The organism is Tateyamaria sp. GN1-10, from assembly GCF_055693845.1.
The window spans coordinates 1015594-1029980 of record NZ_JBVFUR010000004.1 but is presented as its reverse complement, the minus strand read 5'-3'; the positions used below and the strand labels follow the sequence as shown (position 1 = coordinate 1029980).

At 62.3% G+C, this 14387-nt stretch carries 10 protein-coding genes and 1 pseudogene; 10 read left to right on the top strand and 1 reads right to left on the bottom strand.

Annotated features, from left to right (window positions below):
- Positions 1–87: 87 nt before the first annotated feature.
- Complete coding sequence (gene dnaE / locus ACZ1HN_RS06790) at positions 88–3588, bottom strand: DNA polymerase III subunit alpha (protein WP_472726942.1); 3501 nt, start codon at positions 3586–3588, stop codon at positions 88–90.
- A gap of 122 nt (positions 3589–3710) precedes the next feature.
- On the opposite strand from dnaE, the gene ACZ1HN_RS06785 reads away from it, so the two are divergent.
- The 10 genes and pseudogenes from ACZ1HN_RS06785 (at position 3711) to ACZ1HN_RS06740 (ending at position 14231) form a co-directional block, all read left to right on the top strand.
- The gene (locus ACZ1HN_RS06785; RefSeq protein ID WP_299550325.1) at positions 3711–4040 is read left to right on the top strand and encodes an ArsR/SmtB family transcription factor; all 330 of its coding nucleotides are present in this window, start codon (positions 3711–3713) and stop codon (positions 4038–4040) included.
- On the top strand, positions 4037–4495 hold the full coding sequence (locus ACZ1HN_RS06780; protein ID WP_472726941.1) for an SRPBCC domain-containing protein: 459 nt from the start codon (positions 4037–4039) through the stop codon (positions 4493–4495). Before ACZ1HN_RS06785 ends, ACZ1HN_RS06780 begins: the two co-directional genes overlap by 4 nt.
- 131 nt (positions 4496–4626) lie before the next feature.
- Positions 4627–6006, top strand: coding sequence for a xanthine dehydrogenase small subunit (gene xdhA / locus ACZ1HN_RS06775; RefSeq protein ID WP_472726940.1), 1380 nt, complete (start codon positions 4627–4629; stop codon positions 6004–6006).
- A gap of 22 nt (positions 6007–6028) precedes the next feature.
- Positions 6029–8327 (top strand): annotated as a pseudogene (gene xdhB / locus ACZ1HN_RS06770) (xanthine dehydrogenase molybdopterin binding subunit).
- Positions 8320–9243 carry a xanthine dehydrogenase accessory protein XdhC gene (xdhC, locus tag ACZ1HN_RS06765; protein ID WP_472726939.1) on the top strand — a complete coding sequence of 308 codons (924 nt, stop codon included), beginning with the start codon at positions 8320–8322 and terminating at the stop codon, positions 9241–9243. Before xdhB ends, xdhC begins: the two are co-directional and overlap by 8 nt.
- 47 nt (positions 9244–9290) lie before the next feature.
- Complete coding sequence (locus tag ACZ1HN_RS06760) at positions 9291–10754, top strand: ABC transporter ATP-binding protein (RefSeq protein WP_472729290.1); 1464 nt, start codon at positions 9291–9293, stop codon at positions 10752–10754.
- A 54-nt stretch (positions 10755–10808) separates the two neighbouring features.
- On the top strand, positions 10809–11891 hold the full coding sequence (locus ACZ1HN_RS06755; protein WP_472726938.1) for an ABC transporter permease: 1083 nt from the start codon (positions 10809–10811) through the stop codon (positions 11889–11891).
- A gap of 50 nt (positions 11892–11941) precedes the next feature.
- The gene (locus ACZ1HN_RS06750) at positions 11942–12196 is read left to right on the top strand and encodes a hypothetical protein (RefSeq protein ID WP_472726937.1); all 255 of its coding nucleotides are present in this window, start codon (positions 11942–11944) and stop codon (positions 12194–12196) included.
- A gap of 1 nt (position 12197) precedes the next feature.
- A complete protein-coding gene (locus ACZ1HN_RS06745; RefSeq protein WP_299602377.1) occupies positions 12198–13118 on the top strand; it encodes an ABC transporter permease in 921 nt (306 codons plus the stop codon).
- Between the two features lie 30 nt (positions 13119–13148).
- Entirely contained in the window at positions 13149–14231 is a 1083-nt protein-coding gene (locus ACZ1HN_RS06740; protein ID WP_299771366.1) for a BMP family ABC transporter substrate-binding protein, read from the top strand.
- Positions 14232–14387 lie beyond the last annotated feature (156 nt).

The following is a 14387-nucleotide window of genomic DNA, read 5'->3' as shown; positions in this document are numbered from 1 at the left end:
GCGGCTCCTCCCACAGATTTTGAACGTCCCGGCGATGTCATTAGCGGCAAGAGAGCTTCAGGTCCAGTCAGGCGGGCGGAGCGCCGCTTACATCTCTTGCACGTCGAGCACGCCTGAAAGGGACTTGATCGCTCCCTTGATCTGCGGCGTGACCGGGAATTCCGTGCCCAGGTCCATCTCGACCTCACCCGGCAGGCTGTCGTCCATGAGGCACACGGTGATGGGCCCGCGCCCTGCCCCCTTGGCCGCTGTCACCGCGCCTTCGAGCACGGTTGCAACCGACGCGAGGGCATTTGGCGCTTCGACAAAGATGCGCAGCCCCATGCCGCCCACATCCGCCACGACGGTGTCAATCGCGGCAACCGAGCGGCCCAGCAGTTTGAGTTGGTCGGATTCCATGGTCGCCTCGACCGTGACGATGACCTTTGCCCCGGTTTCGAGGTGGTCCTGTGCTTTCTCCAGACTTTCGGAGAACAGCGTGACCTCGAACGCACCCGTTGTGTCGGACATCTGGCAGAAGGCAAAGCGGTTGCCGCGGGCGGATTTGCGGATTTGCAGGCCCGATACAACGCCGGCCAGCTTGGCGACCAGCGGCTGGCTTTCGGCCTTGGCCGTCACTTCGTCCAGTGTGAGGATGCCCTTGCGTTTGAGTGGCCCCATGTAGTCGTCCAGCGGGTGGCCGGAGAGGTAGAAGCCGACCGCTTTGTGTTCTTCACCCAGCCGTTCCGAGGGCAGCCAGTCGTCCACCGGCATCAGCCGGGGTTCGGGCAGGTCATCGCCTGCTTCTCCGAAGAGCGAGACCTGGTTCGAGTTCTTCTGGTCATGGATCGCTGCGGAATAGGCACTGAGTGCATCAAGCGCATCGAAGACACGGCGGCGGTTGGGATCAAGTTGGTCAAAGGCCCCGGCCCGCGCCAGCGTTTCGAGGGGGCGCTTGCCGACCCGTTTCAGGTCCACCCGGCGGGCGAAGTCGAAGAGGTTGACGAAGGGTTTGTCTTCTCTCGCCTCCTGCACCAGCCGCATGGCCTCAACACCCACGTTTTTCAGCGCGCCCAGCGCGTAGACAAGGGCGCCATCGACCACTTTGAACGTGGCATCGGAGCGGTTCACGCAAGGAGGCACCCAAGGCAGGTCGAGCCCTTTGCGCACCTCTTCGAAATAGACCGCCAGCTTGTCCGTCAGGTGGATATCGCAGTTCATCACCCCGGCCATGAACTCGACCGGGTGGTTGGCCTTGAGCCACGCCGTCTGGTAGCTGACCACGGCATACGCTGCCGCATGGGATTTGTTGAAACCGTAATTGGCGAACTTGTCGAGGAGGTTCCAGACCTCCATCGCTTTGTCCTTGTCGACGCCGTTTTCTTTCGAGCCCGCCAGGAATTTCGGGCGTTCGGCGTCCATCGCCTCTTGAATCTTCTTACCCATCGCGCGGCGCAGCAGGTCGGCGCCGCCGAGGCTGTAGCCCGCCATTTCCTGCGCGATCTGCATCACCTGTTCCTGGTAGACGATGATGCCCTGGGTCTCGTCGAGGATGTGGTCGATGGAGGGGTGCAGCGTGTCGCGTTCGCTGAGCCCGTTTTTGACCTCGCAGAACTTCGGGATGTTCTCCATCGGGCCGGGGCGATAGAGCGCGACGAGGGCGATGATGTCTTCGATGCAGTCAGGCTTCATCCGCTTGAGCGCGTCGATCATGCCCGAGCTTTCCACCTGGAACACGGCCACCGTCTTGCCTGCGGCATAAAGCTTGTAGGAAGGCTCGTCATCGAGGGGGATGCCCCCGATGTCATTCTCCATTCCCTCTGCCGGCGTGTAGAGTTCAGTCCCATCTGCGGCCACATGTAGCTTGCGGCCCGAGCCAAGGATTTGCTCGACTGCATTCTGGATCACCGTCAGGGTCTTCAGGCCCAGAAAGTCGAATTTGACGAGACCCGCCTGTTCCACCCATTTCATGTTGAACTGGGTGGCGGGCATATCTGAACGCGGGTCTTGGTACAGCGGGACAAGCGCATCCAATGGCCGGTCCCCGATCACAACGCCAGCGGCGTGGGTGGAGGCGTTTCTGAGCAACCCCTCAACCTGCTGGCCGTATTCCAGAAGGCGGGCGACCACCTCTTCGTTCCGCGCTTCTTCGCGCAGGCGCGGCTCATCCGCGAGGGCCTTTTCGATGCTGACCGGTTTGACCCCTTCGACCGGGATCAGTTTCGACAGCCGGTCCACCTGGCCATAGGGCATTTGCAGCACGCGGCCGATGTCGCGCACGGCAGCCTTGGACAGAAGTGCACCGAAGGTGATGATCTGTCCGACCTTGTCGCGGCCGTATTTCTCTTGCACGTAGCGGATCACTTCCTCGCGCCGGTCCATGCAGAAGTCGATGTCGAAGTCGGGCATGGAGACCCGTTCGGGGTTCAGGAACCGTTCGAACAGCAGGGCGTAGCGCAAGGGGTCGAGGTCGGTGACCGTGAGCGCGTAGGCCACAAGGCTGCCCGCACCGGACCCACGGCCGGGGCCAACCGGGATGTTCTGATCCTTGGCCCACTTGATGAAGTCCGCCACGATCAGGAAGTAGCCGGGGAAGCCCATGCCTTCGATGATGTCGAGTTCGAAATCGAGGCGTTTCTGGTATTCTTCCTCGCTGGTGGCATGCGGGATGACCTTGAGCCGGTCCTGCAGGCCCTCGTTGGCTTGACGGCGCAACTCCTCCACTTCGTCATCCGCAAACTTTGGCAGGATCGGATCACGGCGATAGGCCATGAAGGCGCAGCGCTGTGCAATTTCAACCGTGTTTTCAATGGCCTCGGGCAGGTCCGCAAACAGCGTCACCATTTCAGCCTGGCTTTTGAAATAGTGTTGGGCCGTCAGGCGGCGGCGTGGTTCCTGCTGGTCGACATAGGCCCCTTCGGCAATGCAGATCAGCGCGTCGTGGCTTTCGTACATGTCCGGTTTGGGGAAATAGACGTCATTGGTGGCGACCAGCGGCAGGTCCATGGCATAGGCCATTTCAATGAGTGGCCGTTCGGTCAGGCGTTCAGCTTCGGGCTGTCCGCCCTCGCCCGGGTGGCGCTGCAACTCGACATAAAGCCGGTCGCCAAAGATCTCTTTGAGCCGGTCCATCAGCGCCTGTGCGGCGGGCGTCTGTCCGGTTTGGAGCAGCATCCCGACGGGACCATCCGGCCCCCCGGTCAAACAAATTACATCATCCGAGTGGCGTGCCAATTCATCGGCCGTGACATGAGGCAGCTCTGAGCCGTCGCGCAGATAGAGACACGAGTTCAGCTTCATCAGGTGTTCATAGCCAGCCTCGGTCTGGGCCAGCAGCACCAGCGGTGCAGGGTCACGCGGGCGTTCGCCGGGGCGCGGCGTCATGTATTGCAGATCAACCTGGCAGCCGATGATCGGTTGGACCCCTGCCCCAGCCATGCCCACCGAGAATTCGAGCGCCGCGAACATGTTGTTCGTGTCGGTCAGTGCGATGGCGGGCATACCTGCGTCACGCACCAGTCCGGGCAGCTTTTTCAGGCGCATGGCCCCTTCAAGCAGGGAGTATTCGGAATGGGTGCGGAGGTGGATGAATCGGGGGGCGTCAGTCATGGACCTACGATATGTCGTGGCGCGCCGCTGGGAAAGCCCCACAAGATGTTATCCACAGGTCAATAGATAGCTGAACAACTAAGTATCTTGACACGAATCGCCTTGCAACAATACTTAGCTATATGACTAACCAACTCGACAGCTTCTTCAGCGCCCTTGCCGACCCGACCCGCCGGGCGGTGGTGGAACAGCTGATCCAAGGCCCTGCCGCGGTCAGCGCATTGCATGACGGGCACGACATGGCGCTGCCGACCTTCCTGCGACACCTCAAGGTGCTGGAAGACAGCGGATTGGTCACAAGCACGAAAAAGGGGCGCGTCCGCACGGTCGAGATGCAACCCGAGGCCCTGCGCGCCGGGGCGGACTGGTTCGAGGCGCACAAATCGATGTGGGAGGGCCGCATGGATCGGCTTGCCCGCCTCGCCGACCACCTAGAAAGGACCCGGACATGACCACCGACACCGGACATTTTGAACTGACGCGCACATTTCCCCTCACTCCGGATCGCTTGTGGCACGTTTTGACGGATGCCGAGATGCGCGGGACATGGAATGCGCCGGGCGAAGGGATGGTGATGACACTCCAAACGTCGGATTTCAGGGTTGGTGGGCTTGAGACGCATCACAGCGGACCTGCGGACGCGCCAGAGTTCACGGTCGACACGCGCTGGTATCGGATCGACGGACCACATGACGCGGCCTTTACCGAGACGGTGAACATGGGCGAAGGCGCCATTGCGACCACGCTTGTCACCTACCGCATCACCCCTGACGGTGCGGGTTCGAAACTGGATGTGGCGGTGGCCGTGTCATCCTTTGCCGGGCCGGATGCCGATGGTGAATTCAAGACGGGCTGGGAAGCGGGGCTGGCCAATCTGGAGGCACTGGCCGCCAAGATGGTAGCCTGACAGGGCCGCACAGCTTGCCAATCCCTGTCTGCCTCGCCTAACCTGACGACCGACTGCCCGCCCTTTGGTCTACGCCGCATCGACCAAAAGGCCCAAAAAGGGCGTTGGTAACGCGGCAGGCACAAAACAATATGCGTACGACCTTTCTTCTGAACGGAAGCGAGATCACGGCTGACACGACACCCACGACAACGCTGCTGGACTGGCTACGGGACCACCCTGGACTGACAGGCACCAAGGAAGGCTGCAACGAAGGCGACTGCGGGGCCTGTTCGGTGATGGTCACGGATGTGGACGGGGCGCGGGCCCTGAACGCCTGCATCCTGTTCATGCCACAGCTTGAAGGCAAGGCGGTGCGCACGGTCGAAGGGATCAGCGCACCCGATGGCACCTTGCACCCTGTGCAACAGGCGATGATCGACCACCACGGGTCGCAATGCGGATTCTGCACACCCGGCTTCATCACCACGATGGCCACGGCACACCTGAACGGCGACACGGATCACGACACCGCCCTTGCTGGCAACCTGTGCCGTTGTACGGGTTACGCGCCGATCATCCGCGCAGCAGAGGCGGCTGAAACAGCGCCCGTTCCTGACCATGTAAAGGACATTCCCCTTCTTCTGGCCCAAAATACCTCGGGGGAGCCGAAGGCGGGGGCAGAGCCCCCAACCACGCCCGAAGCCCTTGCGACGTGGCTGGATCAGAACCCCGGCGGCACGCTGATTGCCGGGGCCACGGATGTGGGTCTGTGGGTCACCAAGCAGTTCAGGGATCTTGGACCGGTTGCCTTTCTGAACCGCATTCCGGATCTGTCTGGCGTGACTGTCACCGAGGATGACATCCGCATCGGAGCGGCCACAACCCTGACCGATTTGCACAACGCCATGGCACCCCGTCACCCGGGTTTTGCCGAGTTGATCCGCCGCTATGGGTCCGTGCAGGTGCGCAATGCAGCGACCATCGGCGGCAATGTCGCCAATGGCTCGCCCATCGGAGATGGCTCGCCCGCGCTGATCGCCTTGGACGCGACGCTGCATTTGCGGTCGGTGGACGGGGTGCGGACGCTGCCGATCGAGGATTTCTTCATCGACTATGGCAAGCAGGACCGGGCCGAGAACGAGTTTGTCGAGGCGATCACGATTCCACGGCAAGACGACGCCTTGCGCTGCTACAAGCTATCGAAACGGTTTGATCAGGACATTTCGGCCGTATGCGGCTGTTTCTGGATCGAAGTTGTCAATGACGTCGTGACCGAGGTGCGCCTTGCTTTTGGCGGCATGGCAGGCACGCCCAAGCGGGCCGCGCATGCCGAAACGGCGCTGCGCGGCCAACCCTGGACCGATGCAATCGTGGCCCGCGCCATGCAGGCCATGAGCCGCGATTTCCAACCGCTCAGCGACATGCGCGCCTCTGCCGATTACCGGATGCAGACGGCGCAGAACATGCTGTTGCGCGCGTGGCTGGAGGATCAAGGGCAGGCCACCAATGTGCTGGAGGTGACGTCATGAGCGTTTTGCCGGAGGCGAACATATGACAGTCGCAACACCCCTGCCCCATGACGCCGCCCATCTGCATGTGACCGGGGCGGCCCGCTATGTGGACGACACGCCGACACCTGCGGGGACGTTGCATCTGGCCTTTGGCGTGAGCGACGTCGCGTATGGCCGGATTGCCGCGATGGACCTTGATGCCGTGCGGTCCGCGCCGGATGTGGTTGCTGTGCTTGTGGCCGAAGACCTGCCTTTTGCCAACGACGTCTCGCCCTCAGCCCATGATGAGCCGCTGCTGTCGGATGGGACGGTACACTACCTCGGCCAGCCAATGTTTCTGGTGGTTGCCCGCTCGCATCTGGCCGCCCGTCACGCGGCGCGTCTGGGCAACGTTGAGATCACCGAAGAAGCGCCTGTTCTGTCCATCGACGACGCGCTGAAGGCTGGCACCCGGTTCGAGGATGGCCCGCGCATCTATACCCGTGGCGATGCGACAACCGAATTGGGCGGGGCACAGCACCGCCTTACGGGGTCGTTCGAGATTGGCGGGCAGGAGCACTTTTACCTCGAAGGGCAGGCAGCACTTGCTCTGCCGGGTGAGGACGGGGACATGCATGTCATCTCGTCCACCCAGCACCCAACCGAGATTCAGCACAAGGTGGCCGATGCCATTGGGCGGCCCATGCATGCCGTCCGGGTCGAGACCCGTCGTATGGGAGGCGGCTTTGGCGGTAAGGAGAGCCAGGGCAACGCCTTGGCCGTGGCCTGCGCCGTGGCTGCCCGCGCGACCGGCAGCCCCTGCAAGATGCGCTATGACCGCGACGACGACATGATGATCACCGGCAAGCGCCATGATTTCCGCATCGATTATGATGTCGGGTTTGATGATGCGGGCCGCATCACCGCCCTGGATGTGCGTCAGTACGTGCGCTGTGGCTGGGCCATGGATCTGTCCCTGCCCGTTGCGGACCGGGCCATGCTTCATGCCGACAATACCTATTTCCTGCCCCACGTGCGGATCGAGAGCCATCGTTTGCGCACCAACACGCAGAGCGCCACGGCCTTTCGCGGGTTTGGCGGCCCGCAGGGCATGTTGGGCATGGAGCGGATTGTCGATCATGTGGCGGGCCATCTGGATCTTGATCCGCTGGCGGTGCGGGTTGCGAACTTTTACGCCTCCGGCGGTGGTATTTCCGGTCAGAAGAAACAGACGACGCCCTATGGGCAGGAGGTTGACGATTTCATTGGCGATGCGCTGGTGGCGCAGTTGCGGAAGACGTCGGACTATGAGGCCCGCCGGGTGGCGATTGCGGACTGGAACGCGGACAACCCGGTGTTGAAGAAGGGTATCGCGCTGACGCCTGTGAAGTTCGGCATCAGCTTTACCCTCACTCATCTGAACCAGGCAGGCGCCTTGGTCCATGTCTATGCCGACGGGTCCATTCATCTGAACCATGGCGGGACCGAGATGGGTCAGGGCCTGTTTCAGAAGGTCGCGCAGGTGGCGGCAAGCCGCTTTGGCCTGCCCTTGGAGATGGTCAAGATCACGGCCACCGACACGGCCAAGGTGCCGAACACGTCAGCCACCGCCGCCTCCTCTGGCAGTGATCTGAACGGGATGGCGGTCAAGGCCGCTTGCGACACCATTCGGGATCGGATGTGCGAGCATCTGGCGCAGTTACATCAATGCCGCCCCGATGAGGTGGTCTTTGAGGATGGCCGGGTGCGCGCCGGATCGGGCGACTACAGCTTTGCCGAGGTGGCGGCCCTGACCTACGAGGCGCGTATCAGCCTGTCCTCCACCGGCTACTACAAGACGCCCGAGATCAAGTGGGACCGGATCAAGGGTCAGGGCCGCCCGTTTTTCTACTTTGCCTATGGGGCGGCGGTGACCGAAGTGGTGATCGACACGCTGACCGGGGAAAACCGTATTCTGCGTGCAGACATTCTGCATGATGCGGGTGCATCGCTGAACCCTGCGCTGGATATCGGGCAGGTCGAGGGGGTATGTGCAGGGCGCGGGTTGGCTGACGACAGAAGAGTTGGTCTGGGACGATCAGGGGCGTCTGCGGACCCATGCGCCGTCGACCTACAAGATCCCTGCCTGTTCGGACCGGCCCGATGTGTTCAACGTGGCCCTATGGGAGGGCGAGAACCGCGCCGACACAATCTACAAGTCGAAGGCCGTGGGAGAGCCGCCCCTGATGCTGGGCATATCCGCCTTTCTGGCGTTGAGCGATGCGGCGGCGGCCTGTGGATCGCACTATCCTGACCTACAGGCCCCGGCCACGGCTGAGACGATTTTGAAGGCGGTGCACACCGCGCGTGGCGATGTTTGATCGGGCGGAACTGATTGCGGCCTGCAAGGCACACGCCCGCGTTGTGCGAGTGGTGATTGCGTCCGTGCAGGGGTCTGCCCCGCGCGAGGTGGGCGCGGCGATGCTGGTTTGGGACACGGGCCAATCCGGCACGATTGGCGGCGGGGCGCTTGAGTTTGAGCTGGCGGCCGCGGCCCGCACGTTGAGCGACGACACACGCAGCCGCCACGCCTTGGGCCCCGATCTGGGCCAGTGCTGCGGCGGCGCAGTCGAGGCGTTGAGCGAGGTCTATGATCTGAACCGCGCGCGGGCCTTGCCGGATGATCTTGTGGCGCGCGGACCTGATCCCATGCCTTTGTCGATCAAACGCATGATGAAGGCGGCGCGGAACCAGGAGCGGTTGCCCCCTGCACAGCTGAAGGACGGATGGATGATCGAACCGGTGCGCGCGCCGGATCAGGATATCTGGATCTGGGGCGCGGGCCATGTCGGGCGCGCGTTGGTTGATATCCTGCAGCACATGCCCGGATACAAACTGACCTGGGCGGATACAGGGGCCGAGCGGTTTCCGGATGCCGTGCCCGAGTGCGTCACGACCGTGCCCGCCACGGACTTGCCTGCCCTTGCCGCCCACGCGCCCCGCGGCGCGCATCACCTGATCCTGACCTATGCGCATGATATTGATCTGGGCCTGTGCCACGCGGTGCTGACACGTGGCTTTGCCTCTTGCGGATTGATCGGGTCCGCCACCAAGTGGGCGCGGTTTCGCAAAAGGCTTGCCGCACTGGGATACGGCACGGATGAAATTGCGCGCATCACGTGCCCCATTGGCGATCCATCTTTGGGAAAGGACCCACATTTGATTGCGGTCGGGGTTGCCTATCGGCTAGCACAGTCCACGCAGACCATACCGCAACGACTGGAGACGCGTGCGTGACACCCCTTTTGTCCCTGACCGGCTTGACCAAGGCCTATCCCGGCGTGATGGCAAATGATGACGTGTCGCTGTCCATCGCCCCCGGGGAAATCCACGCGTTGCTGGGGGAAAATGGGGCGGGCAAGTCAACGCTGGTCAAGATGATTTATGGCCTGGTGAAGCCCGATGCGGGCGCGATGCAGATGAACGGTGGGGACTTTGCCCCCGCCGATCCGCGGGCGGCGCGGGCAGCGGGCGTGGGCATGGTGTTCCAGCATTTTTCGCTGTTTGACGCGCTGAGCGTGGCGGAGAACATCGCACTGGGTATGGAAACACCACCGCCCATGCGCACGCTGGCAGCCCGTATCCGGGAGGTGTCGGAGACCTATGGCCTGCCCCTGTCACCGGGCAGGGTGGTGGGCGATTTGTCAGCAGGGGAACGGCAGCGGGTCGAGATCATTCGCTGCCTGCTGCAAGACCCCAAGCTGTTGATCATGGACGAGCCGACCTCTGTCCTGACACCACAGGAGGTGGAGATCCTGTTTGAAACCCTGCGCAAGCTGAGCGCGGAGGGCACGGCGATCCTGTATATCTCGCACAAGCTGGAGGAAATCCGTGCATTGTGCGATGCCGCCACGATCCTGCGCGGCGGCAAGGTGGTGGGGACCTGCGTGCCACGCGACACGTCAGCCCGCGCGATGGCCGAGATGATGGTGGGCAGCACGCTTGCCACACCCAAGGCCGCCGCCCATGACGCCGGTGAGGTTTTGTTGTCGGTGACGGGCCTTTCGGTTGCATCGCCGTCTGCCTTTGGCATGTCCCTGCGGGGCATTTCCTTTGATGTGCGGGCGGGAGAGGTGCTGGGCATTGGTGGGGTTGCAGGCAACGGGCAGGACGAATTGCTTGCTGTTCTGTCCGGGGAACTGCCCTGCGGCGTCGGCATGGTGCAGTTCAAGGGCAGCGATCTGGCGAAGAACGGACCGGAGGCGCGGCGCGGTCTGGGCGTGCTGGCCGCCCCTGAAGAACGGCTGGGTCATGCCGCGGCGCCCAACATGTCACTGACCGAGAACGCGATGCTGACCGGGGGCGCGCGCGAAGGGTTGGTGCGGCGCGGGATGCTGAACTGGACCAAGACCCGCGATTTCGCCGAACGGATCATTGCGGGTTTTGACGTGCGCACACCGGGGCCGGAGAATGCGGCGCGGTCGCTGTCGGGTGGGAACCTGCAGAAGTTTGTGATTGGCCGCGAGGTATTGCAGCGCCCAGAGGTGCTGGTGGTGAACCAGCCGACCTGGGGCGTGGATGCCGCCGCTGCAGCTGCGATCCGGCAGGCCTTGCTGGATTTGGCGGCGGACGGGTCGGCTGTTGTCGCGATTTCGCAGGATCTGGATGAGTTGATGGAAATCTCGGACCGGTTTGCGGCCTTGAACGAAGGGCGGTTGAGTGATCCGCGTCCGACTGTGGGGCTGGATGTCGAGCAGATTGGCTTGATGCTGGGCGGCGCCCACGGGATGGAGGTTGCACATGTTTGAGACCAGCCCTCCGGGGGGGATTTTTTTGAAACAGGGAATTAGAGGACTGCGGGGATGATCCGGATCGAGGCGCGTCCGCAGCCATCTGCTGTTATGGCTTATGCCACGCCGGTGCTCGCCGTGGTGCTGACCATGATCTTTGGTGGGATCTTGTTTGCTGTTTTGGGCAAAGATCCGTTGCAGGCCATTGCGACGATTTTCTGGGAGCCGATCTTTGGCGAGTTTGCGTTCTTTTACCGGCCGCAACTGCTGATCAAAGGCGCGCCGCTGGTGCTGATTGCCATTGGGCTGGCCTTGGGGTTTCGAGCAGGCATCTGGAACATCGGGGCCGAGGGGCAATACATCGTCGGGGCCATTTGCGGTGCCGGGGCCGGGTTGGCCTTTTTTCCGAAAGAGAGTGTTTTGATCTTTCCTTTCATGGTGTTGGCGGGGGCCTTGGGCGGATGGGCCTGGGCGATGATCCCTGCTGTTTTGAAGGTGAAGTTTGGCACCAATGAGATTTTGGTGTCGCTGATGCTGGTCTATGTGGCCGAGCAGTTGTTGGCATCGATGTCGTTGGGATTGCTGAAAAATCCGGAGGGCTTTGGCTTTCCCGGTTCGCGGAACCTGCAACAGTATCCGTCTGCGCACAACGCCGAGATCATTGCGGGCACTGGCATGCATTGGGGTGTGGTTGCCGCGTTGATTGCCGTCATCTTTGCCTATGTTTTGCTGACACGGCACCGGTTGGGATTTGCCATTCGGGTGACGGGTGAGGCGCCACGGGCGGCCAAGTTTGGCGGGGTTAATCCGGGACGGTTGGTGCTGTTCTGTCTTGGCATGTCCGGCCTTTTGGCGGGGCTTGCGGGGATGTTCGAAGTGGCGGGGCCATCGGGTCAGATCAGCATTGATTTCAATGTGGGTTATGGGTTTACGGCGATCATCGTGGCCTTTCTGGGCCGTTTGAACCCGCTGGGGATTGTGGCCGCGGGACTGCTGATGGCGTTGACATATATTGGCGGCGACATTGCCCAGTCGCAGCTGGGTCTGCCAGCGGCGGCGATCCAGGTGTTTCAGGGGATGCTGCTGTTCTTCCTTTTGGCGCTGGACGTGTTGACGAATTACCGCGTGCGGGTTGGCCGGGCAGAGGTAGCATGATGACAAGACAAACCTTGATACCCACGTGTCTAGGGCTCGTGATGGGCGCGATGATGCTGTTCATGCTACACCGGCAGATCATGTCGCCAGAACCGCTGGACCTGACGGCGCTGCTTGTCTTTGTTGGAGCGCACGCGGTGGCGGCTTTGGTCCTGCTTGCCGCGCCCTTTATTGCAAGTCCCCGGTTGCGCGCATGGTTGGCACGGGTGCACCGGCCAAGCCGTCAGCATGCGACGCTGATGCTGGGTGGCGCTGCACTGGGTGGCGCGATGCTCCACGTATTCTTGCATGGGTTCGGGCACTGACATGGACCTTTCCGCCATCAATCCCATTCTCCTGATCGCTGCCATGATCGCGGCCGCGACGCCCATTCTGCTGGCGGCCATCGGCGAGCTTGTCGTGGAACGCGCAGGTGTTTTGAACCTTGGGGTCGAGGGAATGATGATCACGGGCGCTGTCTGCGGCTTTATCATTGCCGTGAACACCGGCTCACCCACCGTGGGCTTCATCGCTGCCGCTGTCGGGGGCGCGGTGCTGTCCCTGCTTTTTGCCTTTCTCACGCAGGTCGCGCTGGCGAACCAAGTGGCGTCGGGCCTTGCCCTCACCCTTTTTGGCCTTGGGTTGTCGTCGCTCATGGGGCAGAGCTATGTGGGGATCAAACCGCCCCGTGCCGAGGCAACGCCGCTGGGGCCGCTGGCTGACATTCCGGTCATCGGGCCGATCATCTTTGGTCATGACCTGATGGTCTATCTGGGCCTTGGAATCGTTGCCGCCACGTGGGCGGTACTGAAATTCACCCGCATGGGGCTGGTCCTGCGCGCGGTGGGGGAAAACCACGATGCGGCCCACGCGCTGGGGTACAAGGTCAAGCGCATCCGCACGCTTGCGATCCTCTTTGGCGGGGCCTGCGCAGGCTTGGGTGGTGCCTACATTTCATTGATCCGCGTGCCACAGTGGACCGAGGGGATGACAGCCGGTGTGGGCTGGATTGCCCTCGCCCTGGTTGTGTTTGCCAGCTGGAAGCCATGGCGCGTGTTGCTGGGTGCTTATCTTTTTGGCGGAATTACCCAGCTCCAGTTGAACCTGCAGGGCGCGGGCGTTGCCATTCCGGTCGAGTATTTGGCAATGTCCCCCTACGTCGTGACGATCATCGTTCTGGTGATTCTGAGCGCAGATAAATCACGCGCCCCCGGCTCACTGGGGCGTACATTCCACGCCTCGGGATAAGGGGCGCACCTAAATGGGGAGACTACCTGAATGAAATTCACCACTTTGATGGCAAGTGCCGCGCTGGCGCTTGGTCTGGCGGGCGGCGCCTATGCCGATGGCCATGAGAAAACGAAGGTTGGCTTTGTCTATGTCGGGCCCGTGGGCGACGGCGGCTGGACATACGAGCACGATCAGGGTCGTCTTGCGGTCGAGGAAGAGTTCGGCGATGCGGTTGAGACCGTATTCGTAGAGAACGTGGCCGAAGGCCCGGACAGCGAGCGCGTGATGACTCAGATGGCACTGGATGGGGCTGACCTGATCTTTACCACCTCGTTCGGCTACATGGACCCGACCAACAACGTCGCGGCCAAGTTCCCGGATGTGAAGTTCGAGCACGCGACCGGCTACAAGCGCCTGCACCCGAACGTGTCCACCTACTCGGCCCGTTTCTACGAAGGCCGCGCCATTCAGGGCCACATCGCGGGCAAGATGACCAAGACCAACACCATCGGCTATATCGGGTCTTTCCCGATCCCCGAAGTGATCCGTGGCATCAACTCGGCCTATATCCACGCCAAAAAGGTGAACCCGGATGTCGAGTTCAAGATCATCTGGGTCTACACGTGGTTTGACCCCGCGAAAGAAGCGGACGCCGCCAAGACCCTGATCGATCAAGGTGCGGACGTTGTTCTGCAACACACCGACTCCACCGCACCGCAAGCGGCTGCTCAGGAAGCCGGTGGTGTTGTGACCTTTGGCCAAGCGTCGGACATGGGCCAGTACGCGCCCTTCCCGCGCGTGTCGTCGATCATTGATGACTGGGCCCCCTACTATATCGCGCGCACCCGCGCCGTGATGGACGGCACTTGGGAGTCGAAAGACACATGGGACGGCATCGGCGCTGGCATGGTTGGCATCGGCGAGATTTCGGACGCTGTTCCCGCCGAGGTCAAGGAAGAGGCACTGGCAATGAAGGCCGCTTTGGCGGATGGATCGTACCATGCGTTCACCGGCCCGCTGAACAAGCAGGACGGCTCGCCCTTCCTGGCAGATGGTGAGACCGCCGATGATGGCACCCTGGCTGGCATGAACTTCTATGTCGAAGGCATCGAAGGCGATATCCCGCAGTAAGCCGTTGTAAGGCGGGGGTTCCCCCGCCGAACAGGATTGCCCCCGGCCCCGCGCCGGGGGTTTTTTGTTGGGTGGGGCGCACGGCACGTGCGCCTTACGGGCGCGTCAGCTTTACGCGTTACACTGTAAGGCGGAGGTGTCCTCCGCCACCCCGTG

Bases quoted from the DNA above. Each gene is read 5' to 3' on its own strand.
- ACZ1HN_RS06760 (WP_472729290.1), top strand. From the start codon at position 9,291: ATGGCAAATGATGACGTGTCGCTGTCCATCGCCCCCGGGGAAATCCAC.
- xdhC (WP_472726939.1), top strand. From the start codon at position 8,320: ATGTTTGATCGGGCGGAACTGATTGCGGCCTGCAAGGCACACGCCCGC.
- ACZ1HN_RS06740 (WP_299771366.1), top strand. From the start codon at position 13,149: ATGAAATTCACCACTTTGATGGCAAGTGCCGCGCTGGCGCTTGGTCTG.
- ACZ1HN_RS06780 (WP_472726941.1), top strand. From the start codon at position 4,037: ATGACCACCGACACCGGACATTTTGAACTGACGCGCACATTTCCCCTC.
- ACZ1HN_RS06755 (WP_472726938.1), top strand. From the start codon at position 10,809: ATGATCCGGATCGAGGCGCGTCCGCAGCCATCTGCTGTTATGGCTTAT.
- ACZ1HN_RS06750 (WP_472726937.1), top strand. From the start codon at position 11,942: ATGATGCTGTTCATGCTACACCGGCAGATCATGTCGCCAGAACCGCTG.
- dnaE (WP_472726942.1), bottom strand. From the start codon at position 3,588: ATGACTGACGCCCCCCGATTCATCCACCTCCGCACCCATTCCGAATAC.
- xdhA (WP_472726940.1), top strand. From the start codon at position 4,627: ATGCGTACGACCTTTCTTCTGAACGGAAGCGAGATCACGGCTGACACG.
- ACZ1HN_RS06785 (WP_299550325.1), top strand. From the start codon at position 3,711: ATGACTAACCAACTCGACAGCTTCTTCAGCGCCCTTGCCGACCCGACC.
- ACZ1HN_RS06745 (WP_299602377.1), top strand. From the start codon at position 12,198: ATGGACCTTTCCGCCATCAATCCCATTCTCCTGATCGCTGCCATGATC.